An 18,352-nucleotide genomic window follows, 5' to 3' on the forward strand; every position below is an offset into this window, starting at 1 on the left:
GGTCAGTTGTCGTTGTGCGAGGTCTCCTGCCTACTGGCCGGACGGTCCGTCGAGGCATCGTTTTACGGGCAGTTCATTTACCGGATGGTTAATGAAAGGAGCCGGGCAGGATCAATCGTGAGATCGGTCACGCGAAAGGCGCCATGGCTGCCCGTTCGGGCATCGGGCCCTGTTGGAGGGCCGGTCGGGGGAGGGCCGAGCCGGTGTACCCGCCGTCCACGCGGCGGGCCCCGCGATGACCGGGCGCACCGGGCGTATACAGCCGGGCCGGCCGTACGGCGGGGAGGACGTTCACCTCGAACGCCCGGTATCGACCGGCAGCCGTAAGAGAACCGTCAAAGCCCTGGGTGCTGCCGTAAGAGAGGCGTCAACAACGGCCGGATCCGGCCAGAGGGGCGCTTTCCTCGTACACGTCCGTTTCCACCGCACCTCACTCCAGGAGTTCGCGATGGCCGACCTGGCCTTCGTCGTCACCGTGCTCGCCGGCTTCGCGCTGGTGGCCCTCGTCGCCAAGGGGGTGACGAAGCTGTGACCGCCGAGAACGTCGTCGGCCTGATCGTGGCCGTCGCCCTGCTGGGCTACCTCGTCCTCGCCCTGATCTTCCCGGAGAGGTTCTGAGCGCGCACATGGGTCCCGTACTGGCAGGCGTGCTCCAACTGCTCGCCCTCATCGGCGCGCTGGCGCTCGTCCACAACCCGCTCGGCGCCTACATGGCCCGGGTCTACACCTCCCGGCGCCACCTGCGGGCGGAGCGGTGGATCTACCGGGCCATCGGCGCCGATCCCGACGCCGAGATGACCTGGCCCGCGTATCTGCGCGGTGTGCTGGCGTTCTCGCTGGCCGGTGTCCTCTTCCTGTATCTGCTCCAGCGGCTCCAGGGCGTCCTGCCCGGCTCGCTCGGCTTCTCCTCGGTGAACCCGGCGCAGTCGTTCAACACGGCCGTCTCCTTCGTGACCAACACCAACTGGCAGTCGTACGCCGGCGAGCAGACCATGGGGCACGTCGTGCAGACCGCCGGCCTGGCCGTGCAGAACTTCGTGTCGGCCGCCGTGGGCATGGCCGTGGCCGTGGCGCTCGTGCGCGGCTTCGCCCGGTCCCGCTGCGGTGGGCTGGGCAACTTCTGGGCCGACCTGGTACGCGGCACGCTGCGCGTCCTGATGCCCGTCGCCGCGCTCGCCGCCGTGGTGCTGGTGGCCTCGGGCGTGCTGCAGAACTTCTCCGGCATCCACGAGGTCGGGCAGTTCACGGGCGGTGGACAGCAGTGGGGCGGCGGCGCGTACGCCTCGCAGGAGGCCATCAAGGAACTCGGCACCAACGGCGGTGGCCTCGCCAACGCCAACAGCGCCCACCCCTTCGAGAACCCGACCCCGTTCACGAACCTGCTGGAGATCTTCCTCGTCCTGGTGATCCCCTTCTCGCTGACCCGCACCTTCGGCGTGCTGGTCGGCAGTGCGAGGCAGGGCTACGCGATCCTCGGCACGATGGCGGCCATCTGGCTGGGCTTCGTCGGGCTCATGATGTGGACCGAGTTCGCCCACCACGGCCCGGCGCTCCAGGCCGCGGGCGCGGCGATGGAGGGCAAGGAGGTCCGCTTCGGCGTCGGCGGGTCCTCGCTCTTCGCGGTGACGACCACGCTCACGTCGACCGGTGCGGTGAACTCCTTCCACTCCTCCTTCACCGGCCTCGGCGGCGGCATCACCCTGCTCGGCATGATGCTGGGCGAGATCGCGCCCGGCGGTGTCGGCTCCGGTCTGTACGGCATGCTGATCATGGCGGTCATCGCGGTGTTCATCGCCGGCCTGATGGTCGGCCGCACCCCCGAGTACCTGGGCAAGAAGATCGGCGCCCGGGAGATGAAGCTCGCCGCCTGCCACATCCTCGTCACCCCGGCCCTCGTCCTGGTCCTCACCGCGGCCTCCCTGGCCCTGCCGACCCCGCCGCACTCGATGCTCAACCCGGGCGCGCACGGCTTCTCCGAGGTGCTGTACGCGTTCACCTCGGCGTCGAACAACAACGGCTCGGCCTTCGCCGGCCTGAACGCGAACACCGACTGGTTCAACACGATGACCGGACTCGCGATGCTGCTCGGCCGCTTCCTGCCGATGGTGTTCGTGCTGGCGCTCGCCGGCTCGCTCGCCGGGCAGCGGCCCGTCCCGGTGACGGCGGGGACCCTGCGCACCGGGAAGCCGCTGTTCACCGGCCTGCTGGCGGGCGCCGTCCTCATCGTCACCGGTCTCACCTACTTCCCGGCCCTGGCACTGGGCCCGCTCGCGGAGGGCCTGGCATGACGAGCACCGACGTACACCGGCAAGAGGGCCCGACGACCCGTGGCGCCCTCGCACCCCACCAGGACGCGCCGGCAGGGCACCGGCGCTCCGAGGGCCGTGTCGGCGCCGGCCTCTTCGACCCCGCGCAACTGATCAGATCGCTGCCGGACGCCTTCCGGAAACTGGACCCGCGGGTGATGGCCAAGTCCCCCGTGATGTTCGTGGTGTGGATCGGCTCGGTCCTGACCACAGCCTTCTCCTTCAAAGACCCGACGGACCGGTTCGGCTGGACCATCAGCGCCTGGCTGTGGCTGACCGTGCTCTTCGCCAACCTGGCGGAGGCGGTCGCCGAGGGCCGCGGCAAGGCACAGGCCGACACCCTGCGCAAGGCCAAGACCGGTAGCGTCGCGCGCCGGCTGCGGACGGACGGCTCCGAGGAGCGCGTCCCGGGCACCGGGCTGGCCATCGGCGACCTCGTGGTCTGCGAGGCCGGGGACGTCATACCCGGCGACGGGGACGTGGTGGAGGGCGTCGCGGCCGTGGACGAGTCGGCCATCACCGGCGAGTCCGCGCCGGTCATCCGCGAGTCCGGCGGCGACCGCTCGGCCGTCACGGGCGGGACGAAGGTGCTGTCGGACCGGATTCTCGTCCGGATCACGACAAGACCGGGCGAGACCTTCATCGACCGGATGATCCGCCTCGTGGAGGGCGCGGCCCGGCAGAAGACACCGAACGAGATCGCCCTGAACATCCTGCTGGCCTCGCTGACCGTCGTGTTCCTGCTGGCCTGCGCCACGCTGCCGCCGTTCGCGGACCACGCGGGCACCCATCTGACGATGGTCGTGCTGGTCGCCCTGCTGGTGTGCCTGATCCCCACCACCATCGGCGCCCTGCTCTCCGCGATCGGCATCGCCGGCATGGACCGCCTGGTGCAGCGCAATGTGCTGGCCCTGTCCGGCCGCGCGGTCGAGGCCGCGGGTGACGTCTCGACGCTGCTGCTGGACAAGACCGGCACCATCACCCTCGGCAACCGGCGGGCCGCCGAGTTCGTGCCGGTGGGCGGCGCTACACAGGCCGAGGTCGCCGACGCCGCCCAGCTGTCGTCGCTGGCCGACGAGACCCCCGAGGGCCGCTCCGTCGTCGTCCTGGCCAAGGATCGGTACGGGCTGCGCGAACGCCACCGGGGCGAACTCGCCGGCGCCGCATGGGTCGCCTTCTCCGCCGGGACGCGCATGTCCGGCGTGGACATGGACGGCCGCAGGATCCGCAAGGGCGCCACCGCCTCGGTCATCGCCTGGGTCCGGGAGCGGGGCGGTACGGTCGCCGCGGACGCGGACCGGACGGCCGGACGCATCTCCGCGGCCGGCGGCACGCCGCTGCTGGTCGCGGTCGAGGACGACGAGGGCGCCCGGGTACTGGGCGTGATCCACCTCAAGGACGTCGTCAAGGAGGGCATGCGGGAGCGGTTCGAGGAGCTGCGCCGCATGGGCATCAGGACGGTCATGATCACCGGTGACAACCCGCTGACCGCCGAGGCGATCGCCGCGGAGGCGGGCGTGGACGACTTCCTCGCCGAGGCCACCCCCGAGGACAAGATGGCCCTCATCAAGCGGGAGCAGGCCGGTGGCAGGCTGGTCGCGATGACCGGCGACGGCACCAACGACGCGCCGGCCCTCGCCCAGGCGGACGTCGGCGTGGCCATGAACACCGGTACGTCGGCCGCCAAGGAGGCCGGCAACATGGTCGACCTCGACTCCGACCCGACGAAGCTGATCGAGATCGTGGAGATCGGCAAGCAACTCCTCATCACCCGGGGCGCGTTGACCACGTTCTCCATCGCCAACGACGTGGCGAAGTACTTCGCGATCATCCCGGCGCTGTTCGCGGCCGTCCACCCGGGCCTGGACAAGCTGAACATCATGCGGCTGTCCTCGCCGGACTCGGCGATCCTGTCGGCGGTCGTCTTCAACGCGCTGATCATCATCGCGCTGGTGCCGCTGGCCCTGAAGGGCGTGCGCTACCAGCCGATGAGCGCGGACCGGATGCTGCGCCGCAACCTCGGGATCTACGGCGTCGGCGGCCTGATCGCGCCGTTCCTCGGCATCAAGCTCATCGACCTGCTCATCTCTTCGATTCCCGGGATCGGCTGAAGGACATGAAGAACTCTTCCGTGAACACCGGCCGGTTGCTGGGCGCGGGCCTGCGGGCGCTGCTGGTGTTGACCGTGCTCACAGGCGTTCTCTATCCGCTGGCCGTCACAGGTGTGGCCCAGGCGCTCTTCCCCGGCCCCGCGAACGGCTCGCAGATCAAGGCGGACGGCAAGGTCGTCGGTTCCTCTCTCATCGGACAACAGGGCTACGACCTGCGGTACTTCCAGCCCCGCCCGGCAGGCGGACTGACCGAAAACTCGGTCGACACGCGATACCGGCTGCTGGTGTCGGGCGCGACCAACCTCGCCGCCGACAGCGAGGAACTGCTCCGCCGGGTCGAGGACGCCAAGGCCGAGGTCGTCCGCGTCAACTCGGTGCCCGGCCACCCGGTCAGGCCCGCGGACGTCCCCGCCGACGCCGTCACCTCCTCCGGCTCCGGCCTGGACCCCGACATCTCCCCGGCCTACGCCGCGCTCCAGGTGCGCCGGGTCGCCGTCAGGAACCACCTGCCCGTCACCGCGGTGCGCGGGCTGGTCGAGCACCACACCGAGGGGCGGACCCTGGGCTTCCTTGGCGAACCCCGCGTGAACGTCCTGGAACTGAACATCGCGCTCGAGGACCTCGTGGCCGAGCGGTGACGCTCCCGCGCGACCCCGCTCGGGAGCCGATGGCACCAGGACGCGTCCCGGTGCCATCGGCTCCCGGGCCGTGCACGGGAAAGGCGCACGGCCGGCCCCGGGTCCTCGTGCGGCCTCCAGGCCCGCCGCCACGGTGCCGACGGCATCGAGGCGCCGCGCGGCTGGGCCACGTCACCCGGCCGTGGCCAGGGCTCTCCGAGTGCGGGGCGGCCGGGCCGGTGCCGGCCGCCGACCGGGACGTCGCTGCCGTTCTCGCGGCCAGAAGACGTATACCGGGCGCGGCTGGTGGGCTGGTCCTACGGCGCACTCGGCGGCGCGCCCGGCGCGCACCGGGACCCCGGCAGGGCCCTCGGTACGACCCCGGTCGACGGCGTCCGGCCCTACGACCGGCCGGACAAGGCCATGGAACACCGCGTCCGCGAGCTGTTCCGGCGGCTGAACCGGGCCGTGCCGCCGCGGCCCCCGACCGGTCCGGCCCCGCGGACGACCGCCGGGGAGGCCGGAAGCGCGCCCTGACTCGCCGTCACCGGATCGGATCCGTCCGCGGATCGACGACCCAGTGGTTGGTCCGGAGCATCCGCCCGGCGAACTCCACCTCGGCCTCCGCCCGGAACCGGAACCCGACGGACCGGCAGATGCCGTTCGACGCCGCGTTGGTGACCGCCGGGAAGGCGTGCACCACGCCCCACCGCCCCTGGTCCCGGGCCGCCTCCAAGAGCGCGCGGACGGCGCGCTTGCCCAGGCCGCGGCCCTGGAACTCCGGCAGCACCATCCACCCGATCTCGGAGACCGGCCCGCCGCCGGGGTCGTGGGACCAGAGGGTCACCTGGCCCGCCACCACCTCCGGGCTGCCCGGGTCGGGGACGATCATCTTGATCCACGCCTGGTCGTCCGCCGCCTGCCGGACATCCCGCCGGACCTTGTCCGCGATGCCCTCGCGTGGCAGGGGGCCGCCGAGGTCGGCCATCATGGCGGGGTCGCAGCGCATCCGGACGTAGACGCCGGCATCGCCCGGTGACACATCGCGCAGTTCCACAGGTCTCCTCCGTTTTCCCGGGATCGTCCCATGGACGGCTCCCGGCGAGGTCACGGGCTGGTGAGCAGCACGAGCCGGCCGGTGGCGCGGGTCATCGCGACGTAGCGGTCCACCGCTCCGCGGACACCGGTGCCGAAGCGGTCCGGGTCGACGAGGACGACCAGGTCGAACTCGAGCCCCTTGGTCAGCTCGGGCGGCAGGGAGCGGACCCGGGAGGTCGCCGGGAACGCGGGGTCGCCGATGACGCAGGCGGTCCCGTCGTCGTGCGTGGCGAGCCAGGCGTCCACGATCGAGCGCAGCTCCGATACGGAGCCGCGGGCGACGGGAACACCGCTGCGGCGCACGGACACCGGCACGTTGGCGTCGGGCAGCGCGGCCCGGATCACCGGCTCGGCCTCGGCCATGACCTCCTCCGGAGTCCGGTAGTTCACGCTCAGCGAGGCCAGCCGGACCCGGTCGAACCCGACCCGTTCGAGCCGTTCGCTCCAGGACTCCGTGAACCCCTGCCGGGCCTGCGCCCGGTCCCCGACGATCGTGAAACTCCGGGACGGGCACCGCAGCAGCAGCATCTGCCACTCCGCGTCGGTCAGTTCCTGGGCCTCGTCCACGACGATGTGCGCGAACGGCCCGGCGAGCAGGTCGGGATCGGCGGCGGGCAGCTCGCCCTCGTCCACCAGGCTGACCTTCGCGTCCTCGCCGCGCAGCATCGTCACCAGGCCCTCACCGTCGTCCCCGTCGGCCCCGGAACCCGCCACGGCCTCGATCAGGGTGTCGACGACCCGCTCCATGCGTTCCCGCTGGGCCTCGAGGACCGCCGCGTTCCGACGCGCGCGCCGCGCCGCCGCCGGGTCGCCGAGCCGCTGCCGCGCCGCGTCCAGCAGCGGCAGGTCCGACACCGTCCAGGCCTGCGCGTCCGCCCGCCGCAACCGCCGGACCTCGTCCCGGCCGAGCCAGGGAGCGCACAGCCGCAGGTAGGCGGGCACCGTCCACAGGTCGCCGACCAGGTCGGCCGCCTCCAGCAGCGGCCACGCCCGGCCGAAGGCCGTCAGCAGCTCCCGGTTCGTCCGCAGCGACCTGCGCAGCAGCGCGGCCGGGGCGCCGCCGTCGTGTTTGTCCTCCAGGATCGTCAGCAGTTCCGCCAGCACCTGTTCCCGGGCCTCGTTGTGCGGCGTACCGGGCTCGGCCGCGTCGAACGCCGCCGCCCAGTCGTCCGCGGTCAGCCGGACGGTGGCCCAGGGAGTGGTGACCGTCATCTCCTCGGTGGGCGGCTCCTCGTAGAACCTGACGGCCGTCTCGATCGCCCGCACCATCCGCGCGGACGACTTCAGCCGGGCCACCTCCGGATCGGCCTCGGGCACCGCCCGGGCCCCCTCGGTGACGAGGTCCCGCAGCGTGCAGGTCTGCACACCCTCCTCGCCGAGGCCGGGCAGGACGTCGGCGACGTAGGACAGGTACGGCCGGTGCGGCCCGACGAACAGCACCCTGCCCCGGCGGTGCCCGAGCCGCGGGTCGGCGTACAGCAGGTAGGCGGAGCGGTGCAGGGCGACGACCGTCTTGCCGGTGCCCGGGCCGCCGTCCACGACGAGCGCGCCCCGCGAGTCCGCCCGGATGATGGCGTCCTGGTCGGCCTGGATGGTGCCGAGCACGTCCCGCATCCGCGCCGAACGGCTGCCGCCCAGACCGGCGATGAACGCGGACTGGTCGTCCAGCGCGGCATGCCCCACCAGGCCGTCGGCGGTGAACACCTCGTCCCAGTAGTCGCCGATCCGGCCGTTCGTCCAGCGGTACCGGCGGCGGCTCACCAGACCCATCGGGTGGGCGTGGGTGGCGCCGAAGAACGGCTCGGCGGCGGGGGAGCGCCAGTCGACCAGCAGCCGCCGGCCCGTGCTGTCGGTGAGGCCGAGCCGTCCGACGTACACGGGCTCGGGGTCGTCCGCGGTGACCATGCGCCCGAGGCACAGGTCCAGTCCGAAGCGGCGCAGCGTGCGCAGCCGGGCGGTCAGCCGGTGGATCTCCGCGTCCCGGTCCATCGCCTGCCGGCCGGTGCCGCCGGGCGCCCGGCGTTCGGCGTCGAGCCGCTCGGTCAGTTCGGCGATCGACCGCTCCAGGCACTGCGCGATCGCCGCGAAGTGCCGCTCGTCGTCGCCGATCAACGCGGGGTCGGCCTTGGCGGACAGCCGGTCGGGAAGGGCGAAGGCGCTGGTGGTCGGGTGGGATGTCACGTCGCTGTCTCCGATGAGGCCGCGTTGCCGGCCGCGTAGTGGTGGTGTCGATGGTTCCGGGCCGGGCGCCTGCCGGTCCGGTGTTCACGGGTCGGCCGGCAGGGTGGGACGCCGGCCGGCCGGACGGGTCCCGAGGGCCCGGCGTTCAGCGGGCCGCCGTCGTCCGTCACCGGGAAGCCGCGGTGTCGAGCAGCAGCCGCGCCGCCACCGAGGCCCCGTCGGAGCGGACCCGGCCCGCCGCGGCGGCCGCCCGCGCGCGGGTCCCGGGAGCGAGCGCCGTGCGGAGCGCGGCCGACAGCGACGCGACGGTGGGGGCGGGGCCGTCGTGGGCCGCGCCGATGCCCAGGCCGGCCACCCGGCCGGCCCAGTACGGCTGGTCCGCCGCCTGGGGGACCACCACCTGGGGCGCTCCGGCCCGGGCGGCCGTGGTCGTGGTGCCCGCGCCGCCGTGGTGCACGACGGCGGCCACCCGGCCGAACAGCGCCTGCTGGTTGACCTCCCCGACCACGAGGCAGTCGGCCTCGTCACCGCCGAGGGACAGCTCCGCCCAGCCGCTCGCCACGATCACGCGGCGGCCCTGCGCGCGGACCGCCTCGACGGCGACCCGGGCCATGTCCGCCGTCGCGTGCAGGGGCATGCTGCCGAAGCCCACGTACACCGGCGGCGTCCCGGCGTCGAGGAACGCCGTCAGGCCGGCCGGGAGCGGGCGGGTGTCGGGCAGGATCCACGCGCCGGTCTGGACGACGTCGAGGTCCGGCGTGCCGTGCCACGGGTCCAGGAACGGGTCGCTCGCCAGCCACGGCCGGTCGCCGAGGACATAGGCGCGGACGTCGTCCACCGGTGGCAGGCCGAGGGACGCCCGGCCCGTGTCGAGCGCCGTCCGGAACAGCGCGTCGATGTTCCGGGCGTCCAGCTCCCACAGCTCCCGGTTGCCGGTCACCTCCGGCGGGAGCGGGCGGCCCGGGTACGCGAGCGGCCGGCGGTGCGGCGCGGGCAGGGTGAGCTGCTGGAAGGTGACGGACACCGAGCGGACCCCCAGCTTCTCGGCCACCGACAGCGCACCCGCGGCGGCGGGCAGCGCACCGGTCGCCACCAGCACGTCGCACCCCTCGGCCGCCTCGGTGACCGGGCCGAGCTGGCCGGCGATCAGGTCGGCCGCGCGCTCGGGCAGCGACGAGGGGGCCGGCGCCGCCCTCGTCAGCGCCCGGGCCGACGGGCCGACGGGCACCAGCGGCACCTCCACGTCGGCGAGCCGGCGCGCGAAGTCCTCGTCCGGCGGCGCGCACACCCGCACCTGCGCGCCGTGCTCGCGCAACCGGACCGCGAGTCCCGCCAGCGGTTCCACGTCCCCGCGCGACCCATATGTCGACAACACAACACGCACTTGGCGGAACTCCCATTTCGGCGGCAATCTGGCTCAGGCCGTTGATTCTGCGCTACGACGGGGGCCTTGCCGCAAGGCCCCCTGTGCGCTATAAGTTAAGAGTGGCAAGGAGCGGCTGACCTCCTTGCCTTTGTTCTTTTACGGCGCCTGCCGGGGCATGAGTGTCCTGCGGCGGTCTCCTGCCGGTCGACCGGCGGCTCCGGCGGGATACGGCCCCGTCCGGCCGCGACCGGTCCGCGTGGCTCCGGGCTCAGGACCGCAGGGCGAGCAGGCCCGCGGCCGTCTCCTCGAACCCGCAGGTGTCCAGGTAGAACGGGCGCAGGTGCTCCTCGAAGTCGACGTGCAGCCACGCGCAGCCGGCGGCACGGGCCTCGTCGGCCGCGCGGGCGACCAGCGCCGCGCCGACGCCCCGGGACCGGCACGCGCGGGCGACGACCGTGTCCAGCAGGAAGGCGTGCGCCCCACCGTCCCAGCCGACGTTCACGAAGCCGACCAGAGCGCCGTCCCCCCACGCGCAGACCCAGCCCAGACTGTGGCGCTCCGCCCGCGCCCGCCGCCCGGTCGCGGCGACCGGACCCCCGAAGCCCTCGGCGTGCAGCGCGTCGAGAGCGGCGTCGGCGAAGTCGCCGCGCCACTCGTAAGTGATCATCACGCCGCCGATGGTATGCCGGGTGCTCAACGGACCCGGCGCCGAGGCCCGGGCCCTCCGCCGGTCCGCCGGTTCCGTACCCGCATCCGTCCGGCGCGGGTTAGCGTGCTCTCCATGTCCGGAAGAGCACCGCGGCGCCCCGCCCGCCCCCAACGTCCCCCAGCCGTACGCGACTACGACCTGCCACGCTGGCGGGACGAGGGCAGCCTCGGCCGTGGCAAGCCCTTCGTGCGCAAGGCGACCGAGGTGAACGGCGGCCGGAAGGCCGTCGTCAAGCACACCGCCGACCCGCCCGACGCGCGCCTGACCCGGTTCCAGCGGACCCGCCTCCAGCGCTTCCACCAGGAGGCGCTGTACATGCGCCGGATGAACGGCACGCCCGGCATCCTGCCGGTCTGGGACATCGACGACGAGCACGGCGACCGGCCCCGCTGGTACGCCATGCCGCAGGCCCGCCCGCTGGCCGACGCCCTCGACGAGAACTCCACCCTCCTCGACGTCGTCGCCCACGTCACCGACCTGGCCGGAACCCTGGCCGCCCTCGCCGAGCAGGGCACCTACCACCGCGACATCAAGCCCGACAACCTCTTCTGGTACGACGGCGCGCCGGTCCTCGGCGACTTCGGGATCGCCGCCATCGCCCGGATGCCCGCCGGACTGACCCGGCAGGGAGAAGGGCTCGGCCCCGCCAACTTCCTCGCCCCCGAGATGCGCCGGGCCGCGGGCCCCGGGGCCGGTGAGCGGGCCGACGTCTACTCCCTAGCCAAGACGCTCTTCGCCCTCGCCCACCCCCGCCGCGGTCCCTACCCGCCGTTCGGCACCCATCGCGTGGACGCCGAGGAGTTCAGCTTGTGGTCGCTCGGCGGCGGCAACGCCACGCTGGCCCTCGGTCACGTCCTGGAGGCGGCCACCCAGCACCGGGTCGGCGACCGGCTGACCATGGCCGACTTCCACGCCGAGCTGCGCGCCTGGCTCGACGGCCACCGCGGCGACGCCGCCCGCTTCACGCCCCTCGGCGCCCAGTCCTTCCGCCGGGGCTGGGGCGATCCCTCCCTGTGGGACCGCCACCACCGCGACGAGGAAGCCACCCGGGCGATGATGCTGCCCTCCATCCGCCGTATCGCCGAGGCCCTGACCGGCGACAAGGGCGCCTGGACCGAGGGCATCGACCACGAGGGCGGCGACAGCACCCTCGGCGCGTACGACTGGCAGCCCAACAGCGACGAAGGCTTCGTACCGGAGGGTGCGCTCTGGATGGCCACGCAGTCGCACGACGGCCGGCGCGTCGTCCTGGAAGCCGTCCTCGACCACGACGTCTGCTTCCTCGCCGAGGCCCAGCGCGGCGGCCCGCCGTGGACCCTGGAGCGGCAGTGGGGGCACACACCCTGGCACCGGCCCCGCCTGCCCCGCACCCACGACCGGCTCCGGGAGCTGACCGACGAGGTCGTCGACTGGATCGCGCACACCGCACCGGAAACCCCCGCCGCGCCGGACCGGCCGGTCGTCGACGGCCGTCTGGCGCCGGTCACAGGCCCATGACGTCGAACAGGAGGGACGGATCCGGCTCCGCCGCCCGGTCCAGGGTCTGCTCGGCCCAGATGACCTTGCCCCGCGCGGCGTAACGCGTCCCCCACAGGTCGGCGAACTGGGAGACGAGGAACAGGCCCCGGCCGCCTTCGTCCGTGCTGGCCGCGCGCCGCAGCCGCGGGGAGGTGTTGCTGCCGTCCGACACCTCGCAGACCAGGGTGCGGCCCAGCAGCAGCCGGACCCGCACGGGCGGGGCGCCGTAACGGAGCGCGTTGGTGAGCAGCTCGCTGAGGATCAGCTCGGTGGCGAACGCCGTCTCCGCCAGCCCCCAGTCCGCCAGCCGCCGGCTCACCTCGCCGCGCACCCGGGGCACCGCCGTCACGTCGAACGGGACGTCCCAGGCCGCCACGCACGAGGGGTCGAGCAGCCGGGTCCGGGCGACCAGCAGGGCCACGTCGTCACTGGGGCGCTCGGGCAGCAACCGCTCCACCAGGACGCGGCAGGTCTCCTCCGGTGTCCGGTCCGCGTGGGCGACGGCCGCGGAGAGCGTCGCCAGGCCCTCGTCTACGTCCCGGCCCCGGCTCGCGATCAGACCGTCGGTGAACAGCACCAGACGACTGCCCTCCGCCAGCTCCAGCTCGCCCGCCTCGAAGGGATGACCACCCACACCGAGGGGCGGCGACAGAGGCAGGTCCGGGAAGGTCACCCGGCCCTCGGGGTCCACCACCGCGGGCGCCAGGTGCCCCGCGCGGGAGACGGCGCAACGCCCGCGCACCGGGTCGTAGACGGCGTAGAGGCAGGTGGCCCCGGTGAGCGGCACACGGTCGTCGTCGGTCGCGGTCTGCGAGTCCAGCCGGGTCACCATCTCGTCCAGGTGGCCCAGCAACTCGTCCGGGGCGAGGTCCAGCGACGAGAAGTTCAGCACGGCCGTGCGCAGCCGCCCCATGGTCACGGCCGCCTGCATCCCGTGTCCCACGATGTCCCCGACGACGAGCGCCACCCGGAACCCGGGCAGCGGGATGACGTCGAACCAGTCGCCGCCCACGCCCGACCGGGCCGGCAGGTACCGCGAGGCGATCTCCAGCACGTCCTGCTCGGGCAGGCCGACCGGCAGCAGGCTGCGTTGCAGGGTCACCGCCATCTCGTGCTCGCGGGAGTACCGGCGGGCGTTGTCGATGGCCACGGCGGCCCGGGCCACCAGCTCCTCGGTCACCGCGACGTCCTCCTCGTCGAACCGGGGCGAGCCCGCGCACCGCCAGAAGTCGGCCATGCCGAGGATCACCCCGCGGGCCCGCAGCGGCACCGTGATCAGCGAGTGGATGCCGTAGTCCAGCACCCGTTGCGCGCCGCCGGCGTCCCGTGCCCGCCAGTCCCGGGCCGTGCGCAGGTCCGGCACGAGGACGGCCTTGCCCCGGCGCAGCGCCGCCGCCATCGGGGTGTCGGCCATCACGAACCGGATCACCTCGCCCACCGGCTGCAACGGGTGCCCGGTGTGCGTGCCGCGCAGCGCGGTACGGCGCATCTCGCGCACCGCGCTCGTGGGCTCCTCGCCGCGCAGCACGGAGTCCAGCAGCTCCACGGTGACGAAGTCGGCCATGCGCGGCACCGCCACCTCCGACAGCTCCTCGGCCGTGCGCCGCACATCGAGCGTGGTGCCGATCCGCATGCCCGCCTCGTACAGGAACGACAGCCGGCCCCGCGCCAGCTCCGCCTGACCGGAGAGGGTCCGCAGATCGGTGGTGTCGCGGAACGTGGCCACGAGGCCCGGCGCGCCACCGTACGGGGCGGTGGGCCGGATGTTCACCGCCAGCAGCCGGTCCCCGGACCGCACCACCTCGTCGGACACGGCCTCGCCCGCCTCCAGCAGCCTGGTCGGCCCCGGCCCCAGCCCCAGCTCCCGCACCCGGCGCCGGTCGGCGTCCTCCGGCAGGTCCAGCAGCCGGCGCGCCTCGTCGTTGGCGAGCAGCACGCGCCCGTCGCCGCCGAGGATCAGCACCCCCTCGCGCACGGCGTGCAGGACGGCGTCGTGATGCTCGTACATCCGGGTCATCTCGGCCGGGCCGAGCCCATGGGTCTGCCGCAGCAGCCGGCGGCTGACCAGGGCCGCGCCGCCGGTGGCCAGGGCCAGCGCCCCCGCCGCCGCGCCGAGCAGCGCCGGCAGCTGCCGGACGAGGACATCGCCCACATTGGCGTACTCGATGCCCGCGGTGACGACGCCGACCACGCGCCTGCTCGGGTCCGTCACGGGCACGGCGGCGCGCACGGCGTCGGCCGGCCGGCCGTGGAAGGTCTCGGTGAACGCCTCGCCCAGGAGGGCCCGCCCGACTCCCTGTGCCTTCGTGCCGATCAGGTCGGGCCGGCGGTCGGTGAGCCGGACCCCGTGCTGGTCCAGCACGGTGACGAAGTCGACCCCGGCCCCCTTGCGCACCTGCTCCGCCATCGGCTGCAGCCGGGCCGTCGGATCCGGCGCGCGCAGTGCCTGGGCCGTGCCGGGGGCGTGGGCGAAGGCCTCGGCCACGGCCAGCGACCGCTGCCCGGCGCTGCGCTCGGCGTCGTACAAGCCCTGCACCACCAGCACGGCGGCACTCGCCGCGACCAGCAGCAGCATGATCAGCGCCTGGAACAGGAAGACCTGCGCGGCGAGCGTGCGGACGCTCAGGGACGGCGAGAGCCGGCGCCCGCGAAACGGCCACGGCGCGCGTCGGCGGGGCGGATCGGAGGTCCACCGGGTGCCGGGCGGCGGCGCCGCTTTCGCCCTTGGACGGCGGAAACGTCCGCTCATCTCCCTTTTCTAGCACTGGAACTCGGTGACCGGCGACCGCTGTGCCGCCGGTCGCGCACGGCCGACGGTCCGGTGCCGGCCGGACGGGGGAGGGGACCGCGGCGCGGGCGGCGCCTTTGGACGTGCGGCATCTCGTGCCGGCCGTGGCGGAAACATGCCGCTGAGTGGAGCAATCCCCGGTGTGCCGCGCGCGGGCGCACCAGGCTGGGGACCTTGTCGTCGTGAGGTCCTCGGATCAGGAGTCCGTGTGCGGAGACCACGTATGCCGAAGCCTGGACCCGCCGGCCGGGAGCCGGAGGACGGCGCGGGTGCGCGGACGCGGTTGCCGGAGCCTCCCGCGTGGCTGCGGTGGCTGCCGGTGCTCTTCGTCGCCGCCATCCTGCTGCTGGAGCCCGTGACCCCCGTCCAGTGGCCGGTGAGCTTCGTACTGATCGCCCTGCCCCTGGTGACCGCGTTCGCCTACGGCCCCGCGGTCGTCGCCGGTGCCACCGTGTTCGCCGTCCTCATGGAAGGCGTCCTGGCCGGCACCCCGTGCTGTGCCGGCCGGCCCGTCGGCTACCTCTGGGACCGCTACTACGTGGCCTCCTACGTCTGTACGGCCCTGGTGGGCGTCCTCGGCACCATCCTGGCCGCGCACCGCATCCACCGCGAGCGCACCCTGGCCGATGTGCGCTTCGTGGCCGACATCGCGCAGCGGGTGCTGCTCCGGCCGGTCCCGCACCGGATCGGCGGCCTGCTGCTGGACAGCCTCTATCTGTCCGCCACGGCGGAGGCCCGCATCGGCGGCGACCTCTACGAGGCCGTGCCGACCCGGTACGGGGTCCGGCTGCTCATCGGCGACGTACGGGGCAAGGGACTGCTCGCGGTGGAGACCGCCGCCGCCCTGCTCGGCGCGTTCCGCGAGGCCGCGCACGACGAACCCGCGCTGCCCGCCCTGGCCGACCGCGTGGAGACCAGCATGAACCGCAGGGCGGCGCTGCTGGGCGGGAACGAGGTCGGCGAGCGGTTCGTCACCGCCGTCTTCGTGGAGATCCCCGCCGCGGCGCCGGTGCTCCGCGTCGTCAACTGCGGCCATCCGCCGCCCGTCCTCATCCGCGCGGGCGCGGTCCGCGAACTGGACAGCGGGCGGTCGGCTCCGCCGCTCAACCTCGGCATGCTGGCCGGGGAGCCGTACCACGTCGACGAGTACTCCTTCCGCCCCGGCGACGAGCTGCTGCTCTACACGGACGGCGTCACGGAGACACGCGACCCGTCCGGCTCCTTCTACCCCCTCCTCCAGCGCCTCGGCTCCTGGCGCGCCCTCCCGCCCCGGAGTCTGCTGCGACAGCTCCACCACGACCTGCTGGCCTTCAGTGGCGACCGCCTCCAGGACGACATCGCGGCACTCGCGGTCTGCCTGCCCGCCGACGCCGCGTCCGCATGACGTGTGCGGCACGGACACGAGCCACGATGGTCCGCCGGCGCGAGCGCGCGGACGAAGTCGGTGAGCCGGACGGTCGTGCGGACGAGCAGACGGGGGAGCGGGCGGGCCTTCGGGCCGCGGGCGGCCGGCCGGTACGGACACCGCCCGGGCCGCGGCCCTCGCCGGACAGTGCGCACCGGCCGCAACGCGCGACACCACCCGGGCAAGTGGCGTACTACTGGAGGGACTTGCCACCCCACCCCTGAAGGAGTCCGGATGACGGAGCGCGCGGAGTCGATCGAATCGATGGAGCAACTCGCCCTGGTCTGGCGCGCCCTGGTGCTCGACCGCGATCCGGACGCCGATGTGCGGGACCTGCCGGGCATCGCCGTGCGCTGGGCCGACTGCCGGTTCGCGTTCTGGAACTGCGTCACGCTGACCGAGACCGGCGCGGGCCCGGCGCTGGTCGAGGAACGCCTGCGCCAGGCGGCGGACATCATGCGCGCCAAGCGGCACCCCGGATTCCTGTGGCTCTTCGAGGACCTCCTCGACGCCGAGGCACGCGCCACGGTCCGGACGGCCGCCGAGAAGGCGGGCCTGGAGTACGCCTTTCCCGGCACCGGCATGGCCGGTGACCTCCTCCCGCTTCCCGAACCGGCCCACCCGGAGCTGACGTTCGTCCGCGTGAGCACCGACGAACACCTGCGTGCGTACGCGGACCTGAACTCGCGCGCCTACGGCTTCCCGCTGGAGGACGGCCGCGACGGACTCCTCGGCTCCACCCTGTGGAAGAGCCGGGCGCACGCCTACCTCGGCCTCCGGGACGGCGTCCCGGTGACCTGCGCCGCCACGGTGGAGGCGGACGGCCGGCTGTTCGTCGTGCTCGTCGCCACGGCGCCGGAATGGGAACGCCGGGGCTATGGCGAGACGGTGACGCGCAAGGCCCTGTACGAGGGCGCCCGCGCCACCGGCCTGACCCGCGCCACCCTGCACGCGACGGCGGCCGGGGCGCCGGTGTACCCCCGGATCGGCTTCCAGCCGAACTCGCCGGTCGGCTTCTACGGCCTGAAGCAGTGACCGCCGGCGCCCGACCGCCCGGAGTGCCGCCTTACCGCGACTTCGGGCCCGCGTCCAGATGGTGACCCGTCCGGCGTAGTGAGGAAATGATTCCCCGGGTGAAATCGGACGGCAGGCGGCGGGACGCACCAAGTGATCCGCGACCATGGGCGTGCTCCGGCCGAGCGGCCCCACCGCTCCCGGCAGCACCTCTTTCCCCGCCTGCCGTCCGTCCAGAGGAGTCCGCCGTGTCCGTCCGCCGTCTGCTGACCAGTGCCCTCGGAACCGTCGCCGTCGCGCTCGCCCTCACGGGCGCCGGCACCGTCACCGCGAACCCGGCCGCGGCCGACCCCTGCGGCTTCTACGAGACCAGCGCCGACGCCTACTACAACCACTGCACCTCCGACGGCTCCCACGTCGTCATCAAGGTCCAGGTCGCGCTGGCGTCCGACTACGAGCGGTGTGTGGGCCCCGGCCGGACCTGGCTGGGCTCCGCGAGCAAGATCCAGGGCGCCTACTACGTCGGCCGCACCTGCTGATCCGGCGTCCCGCGGTCAGATGGTCATCGACTCCTGGAGCCACCGGCTGATCCGGTACGGCAGCCACCAGGCGAGCGGGCCGACGTCCAGGACCAGCCGCTCGCCGCGGAAGTCGTCCAGGACGGCGGCCGGCACCGAGTCCGCCGGTGCTCCGTAGGCCAGCCGCTCGATCGTCTCCGCGTAGTGCGGCTCGTCGGCGGTGAACCGGCGCAGCTCCCCCCAGCGGCGGTCCCGGATCTGCACGAAACCGGGACCCTTGCGCCACAGGCACTTGCACAGATAGTGGCCCTGCCGCCAGCCGCGCAGCGCCTCACCGGCCCCGGCGGGGCCCTCGATACGCCGGGGCGGCTGGAGATGACCGAGGACCTGCCAGGCGTCGGCGGGTGCCGCGGCGAGCCGCAGATCCCACTCGACCAGGACGGCCCGCGCGGTCAGATCCCGCACCAGACTCAGCGCGGCCACCGCCTCGGCGGCCCGCTCCGGGTCCGCGCCCGCGGTGAGGTCCACGGCGGCGGGCAGCCGTACCCGCCGGGCGCCCAGCCGCCACAGCCGGTCGCTCTCTCCCTGCGGCGGACCGGTAAGGGCGACTTCTCCCAGGAACATGCCGGGCAGCTTGCAGGCGGCGGCGTCGTAGTCGCGCCAGGCGAGGACGGCGGGCGGGCTCAGGGTGCTCGGTGCGCTCATCGGCGTACTCCTCCTC

General features: G+C 73.7%; 16 protein-coding genes. 10 read left to right on the forward strand and 6 right to left on the reverse strand.

The genetic code is table 11. The features are described from left to right. Positions 1-235 precede the first annotated feature (235 nt). From SCK26_RS35240 to SCK26_RS35265, 6 genes are all read left to right on the forward strand, one after another. Positions 236-532: a hypothetical protein gene (locus SCK26_RS35240; RefSeq protein ID WP_318205437.1), complete on the forward strand. Its 297-nt coding sequence runs from the start codon at positions 236-238 to the stop codon at positions 530-532. Continuing rightward, a complete protein-coding gene (kdpF, locus tag SCK26_RS35245) occupies positions 529-618 on the forward strand; it encodes a K(+)-transporting ATPase subunit F (protein WP_018566520.1) in 90 nt (29 codons plus the stop codon). Before SCK26_RS35240 ends, kdpF begins: the two co-directional genes overlap by 4 nt. A gap of 8 nt (positions 619-626) precedes the next feature. Further along, positions 627-2,288, forward strand: a complete 1,662-nt coding sequence (gene kdpA / locus SCK26_RS35250; RefSeq protein ID WP_318205438.1) for a potassium-transporting ATPase subunit KdpA — start codon at positions 627-629, stop codon at positions 2,286-2,288. Continuing rightward, the gene (gene kdpB, locus SCK26_RS35255; RefSeq protein WP_318205439.1) at positions 2,285-4,417 is read left to right on the forward strand and encodes a potassium-transporting ATPase subunit KdpB; all 2,133 of its coding nucleotides are present in this window, start codon (positions 2,285-2,287) and stop codon (positions 4,415-4,417) included. Before kdpA ends, kdpB begins: the two co-directional genes overlap by 4 nt. 5 nt (positions 4,418-4,422) lie before the next feature. Next, a complete protein-coding gene (gene kdpC, locus SCK26_RS35260; protein WP_318205440.1) occupies positions 4,423-5,055 on the forward strand; it encodes a potassium-transporting ATPase subunit KdpC in 633 nt (210 codons plus the stop codon). Between the two features lie 285 nt (positions 5,056-5,340). Next, positions 5,341-5,571 (forward strand): hypothetical protein, encoded by a 231-nt coding sequence (locus tag SCK26_RS35265; protein ID WP_318205441.1) that lies wholly within the window; start codon positions 5,341-5,343, stop codon positions 5,569-5,571. A gap of 7 nt (positions 5,572-5,578) precedes the next feature. On the opposite strand, the gene SCK26_RS35270 is transcribed toward SCK26_RS35265, so the two are convergent. The 4 genes from SCK26_RS35270 to SCK26_RS35285 form a co-directional block, all read right to left on the reverse strand. Further along, complete coding sequence (locus tag SCK26_RS35270; protein ID WP_318205442.1) at positions 5,579-6,091, reverse strand: GNAT family N-acetyltransferase; 513 nt, start codon at positions 6,089-6,091, stop codon at positions 5,579-5,581. A gap of 50 nt (positions 6,092-6,141) precedes the next feature. Then, on the reverse strand, positions 6,142-8,313 hold the full coding sequence (gene helR, locus SCK26_RS35275) for an RNA polymerase recycling motor ATPase HelR (RefSeq protein ID WP_318205443.1): 2,172 nt from the start codon (positions 8,311-8,313) through the stop codon (positions 6,142-6,144). 166 nt (positions 8,314-8,479) lie between these two features. Continuing rightward, complete coding sequence (locus SCK26_RS35280) at positions 8,480-9,697, reverse strand: glycosyltransferase (RefSeq protein ID WP_318205444.1); 1,218 nt, start codon at positions 9,695-9,697, stop codon at positions 8,480-8,482. Between the two features lie 250 nt (positions 9,698-9,947). Beyond that, a complete protein-coding gene (locus tag SCK26_RS35285) occupies positions 9,948-10,349 on the reverse strand; it encodes a GNAT family N-acetyltransferase (RefSeq protein ID WP_318205445.1) in 402 nt (133 codons plus the stop codon). A 111-nt stretch (positions 10,350-10,460) separates the two neighbouring features. Between SCK26_RS35285 and SCK26_RS35290 the strand changes: the two genes are divergently transcribed. Next, positions 10,461-11,885, forward strand: coding sequence for a serine/threonine-protein kinase (locus SCK26_RS35290; protein WP_318205446.1), 1,425 nt, complete (start codon positions 10,461-10,463; stop codon positions 11,883-11,885). Here the strand turns inward: SCK26_RS35290 and SCK26_RS35295 are convergent. Next, a complete protein-coding gene (locus SCK26_RS35295) occupies positions 11,872-14,655 on the reverse strand; it encodes a SpoIIE family protein phosphatase (RefSeq protein ID WP_412080811.1) in 2,784 nt (927 codons plus the stop codon). The genes SCK26_RS35290 and SCK26_RS35295 overlap by 14 nt on opposite strands. A gap of 343 nt (positions 14,656-14,998) precedes the next feature. On the opposite strand from SCK26_RS35295, the gene SCK26_RS35300 reads away from it, so the two are divergent. The 3 genes from SCK26_RS35300 (at position 14,999) to SCK26_RS35310 (ending at position 17,652) form a co-directional block, all read left to right on the forward strand. Then, positions 14,999-16,078, forward strand: a complete 1,080-nt coding sequence (locus SCK26_RS35300; protein ID WP_412080877.1) for a PP2C family protein-serine/threonine phosphatase — start codon at positions 14,999-15,001, stop codon at positions 16,076-16,078. A gap of 255 nt (positions 16,079-16,333) precedes the next feature. Continuing rightward, positions 16,334-17,134, forward strand: coding sequence for a GNAT family N-acetyltransferase (locus SCK26_RS35305; protein ID WP_318205448.1), 801 nt, complete (start codon positions 16,334-16,336; stop codon positions 17,132-17,134). Positions 17,135-17,361: 227 nt separating this feature from the next. Continuing rightward, on the forward strand, positions 17,362-17,652 hold the full coding sequence (locus tag SCK26_RS35310) for a DUF6355 family natural product biosynthesis protein (RefSeq protein ID WP_318205449.1): 291 nt from the start codon (positions 17,362-17,364) through the stop codon (positions 17,650-17,652). 15 nt (positions 17,653-17,667) lie between these two features. Here the strand turns inward: SCK26_RS35310 and SCK26_RS35315 are convergent, their stop codons facing one another. Further along, positions 17,668-18,336, reverse strand: coding sequence for a DUF5825 family protein (locus tag SCK26_RS35315; protein ID WP_318205450.1), 669 nt, complete (start codon positions 18,334-18,336; stop codon positions 17,668-17,670). Positions 18,337-18,352 lie beyond the last annotated feature (16 nt).

Source organism: Streptomyces sp. SCL15-4 (assembly GCF_033366695.1).
Lineage (GTDB): Bacteria > Actinomycetota > Actinomycetes > Streptomycetales > Streptomycetaceae > Streptomyces.

Bases quoted from the DNA above. Each gene is read 5' to 3' on its own strand.
- SCK26_RS35240 (WP_318205437.1), top strand. From the start codon at position 236: ATGACCGGGCGCACCGGGCGTATACAGCCGGGCCGGCCGTACGGCGGG.
- kdpA (WP_318205438.1), top strand. From the start codon at position 627: ATGGGTCCCGTACTGGCAGGCGTGCTCCAACTGCTCGCCCTCATCGGC.
- kdpB (WP_318205439.1), top strand. From the start codon at position 2,285: ATGACGAGCACCGACGTACACCGGCAAGAGGGCCCGACGACCCGTGGC.
- kdpC (WP_318205440.1), top strand. From the start codon at position 4,423: ATGAAGAACTCTTCCGTGAACACCGGCCGGTTGCTGGGCGCGGGCCTG.
- SCK26_RS35290 (WP_318205446.1), top strand. From the start codon at position 10,461: ATGTCCGGAAGAGCACCGCGGCGCCCCGCCCGCCCCCAACGTCCCCCA.
- SCK26_RS35295 (WP_412080811.1), bottom strand. From the start codon at position 14,655: ATGAGCGGACGTTTCCGCCGTCCAAGGGCGAAAGCGGCGCCGCCGCCC.
- SCK26_RS35305 (WP_318205448.1), top strand. From the start codon at position 16,334: ATGACGGAGCGCGCGGAGTCGATCGAATCGATGGAGCAACTCGCCCTG.
- SCK26_RS35315 (WP_318205450.1), bottom strand. From the start codon at position 18,336: ATGAGCGCACCGAGCACCCTGAGCCCGCCCGCCGTCCTCGCCTGGCGC.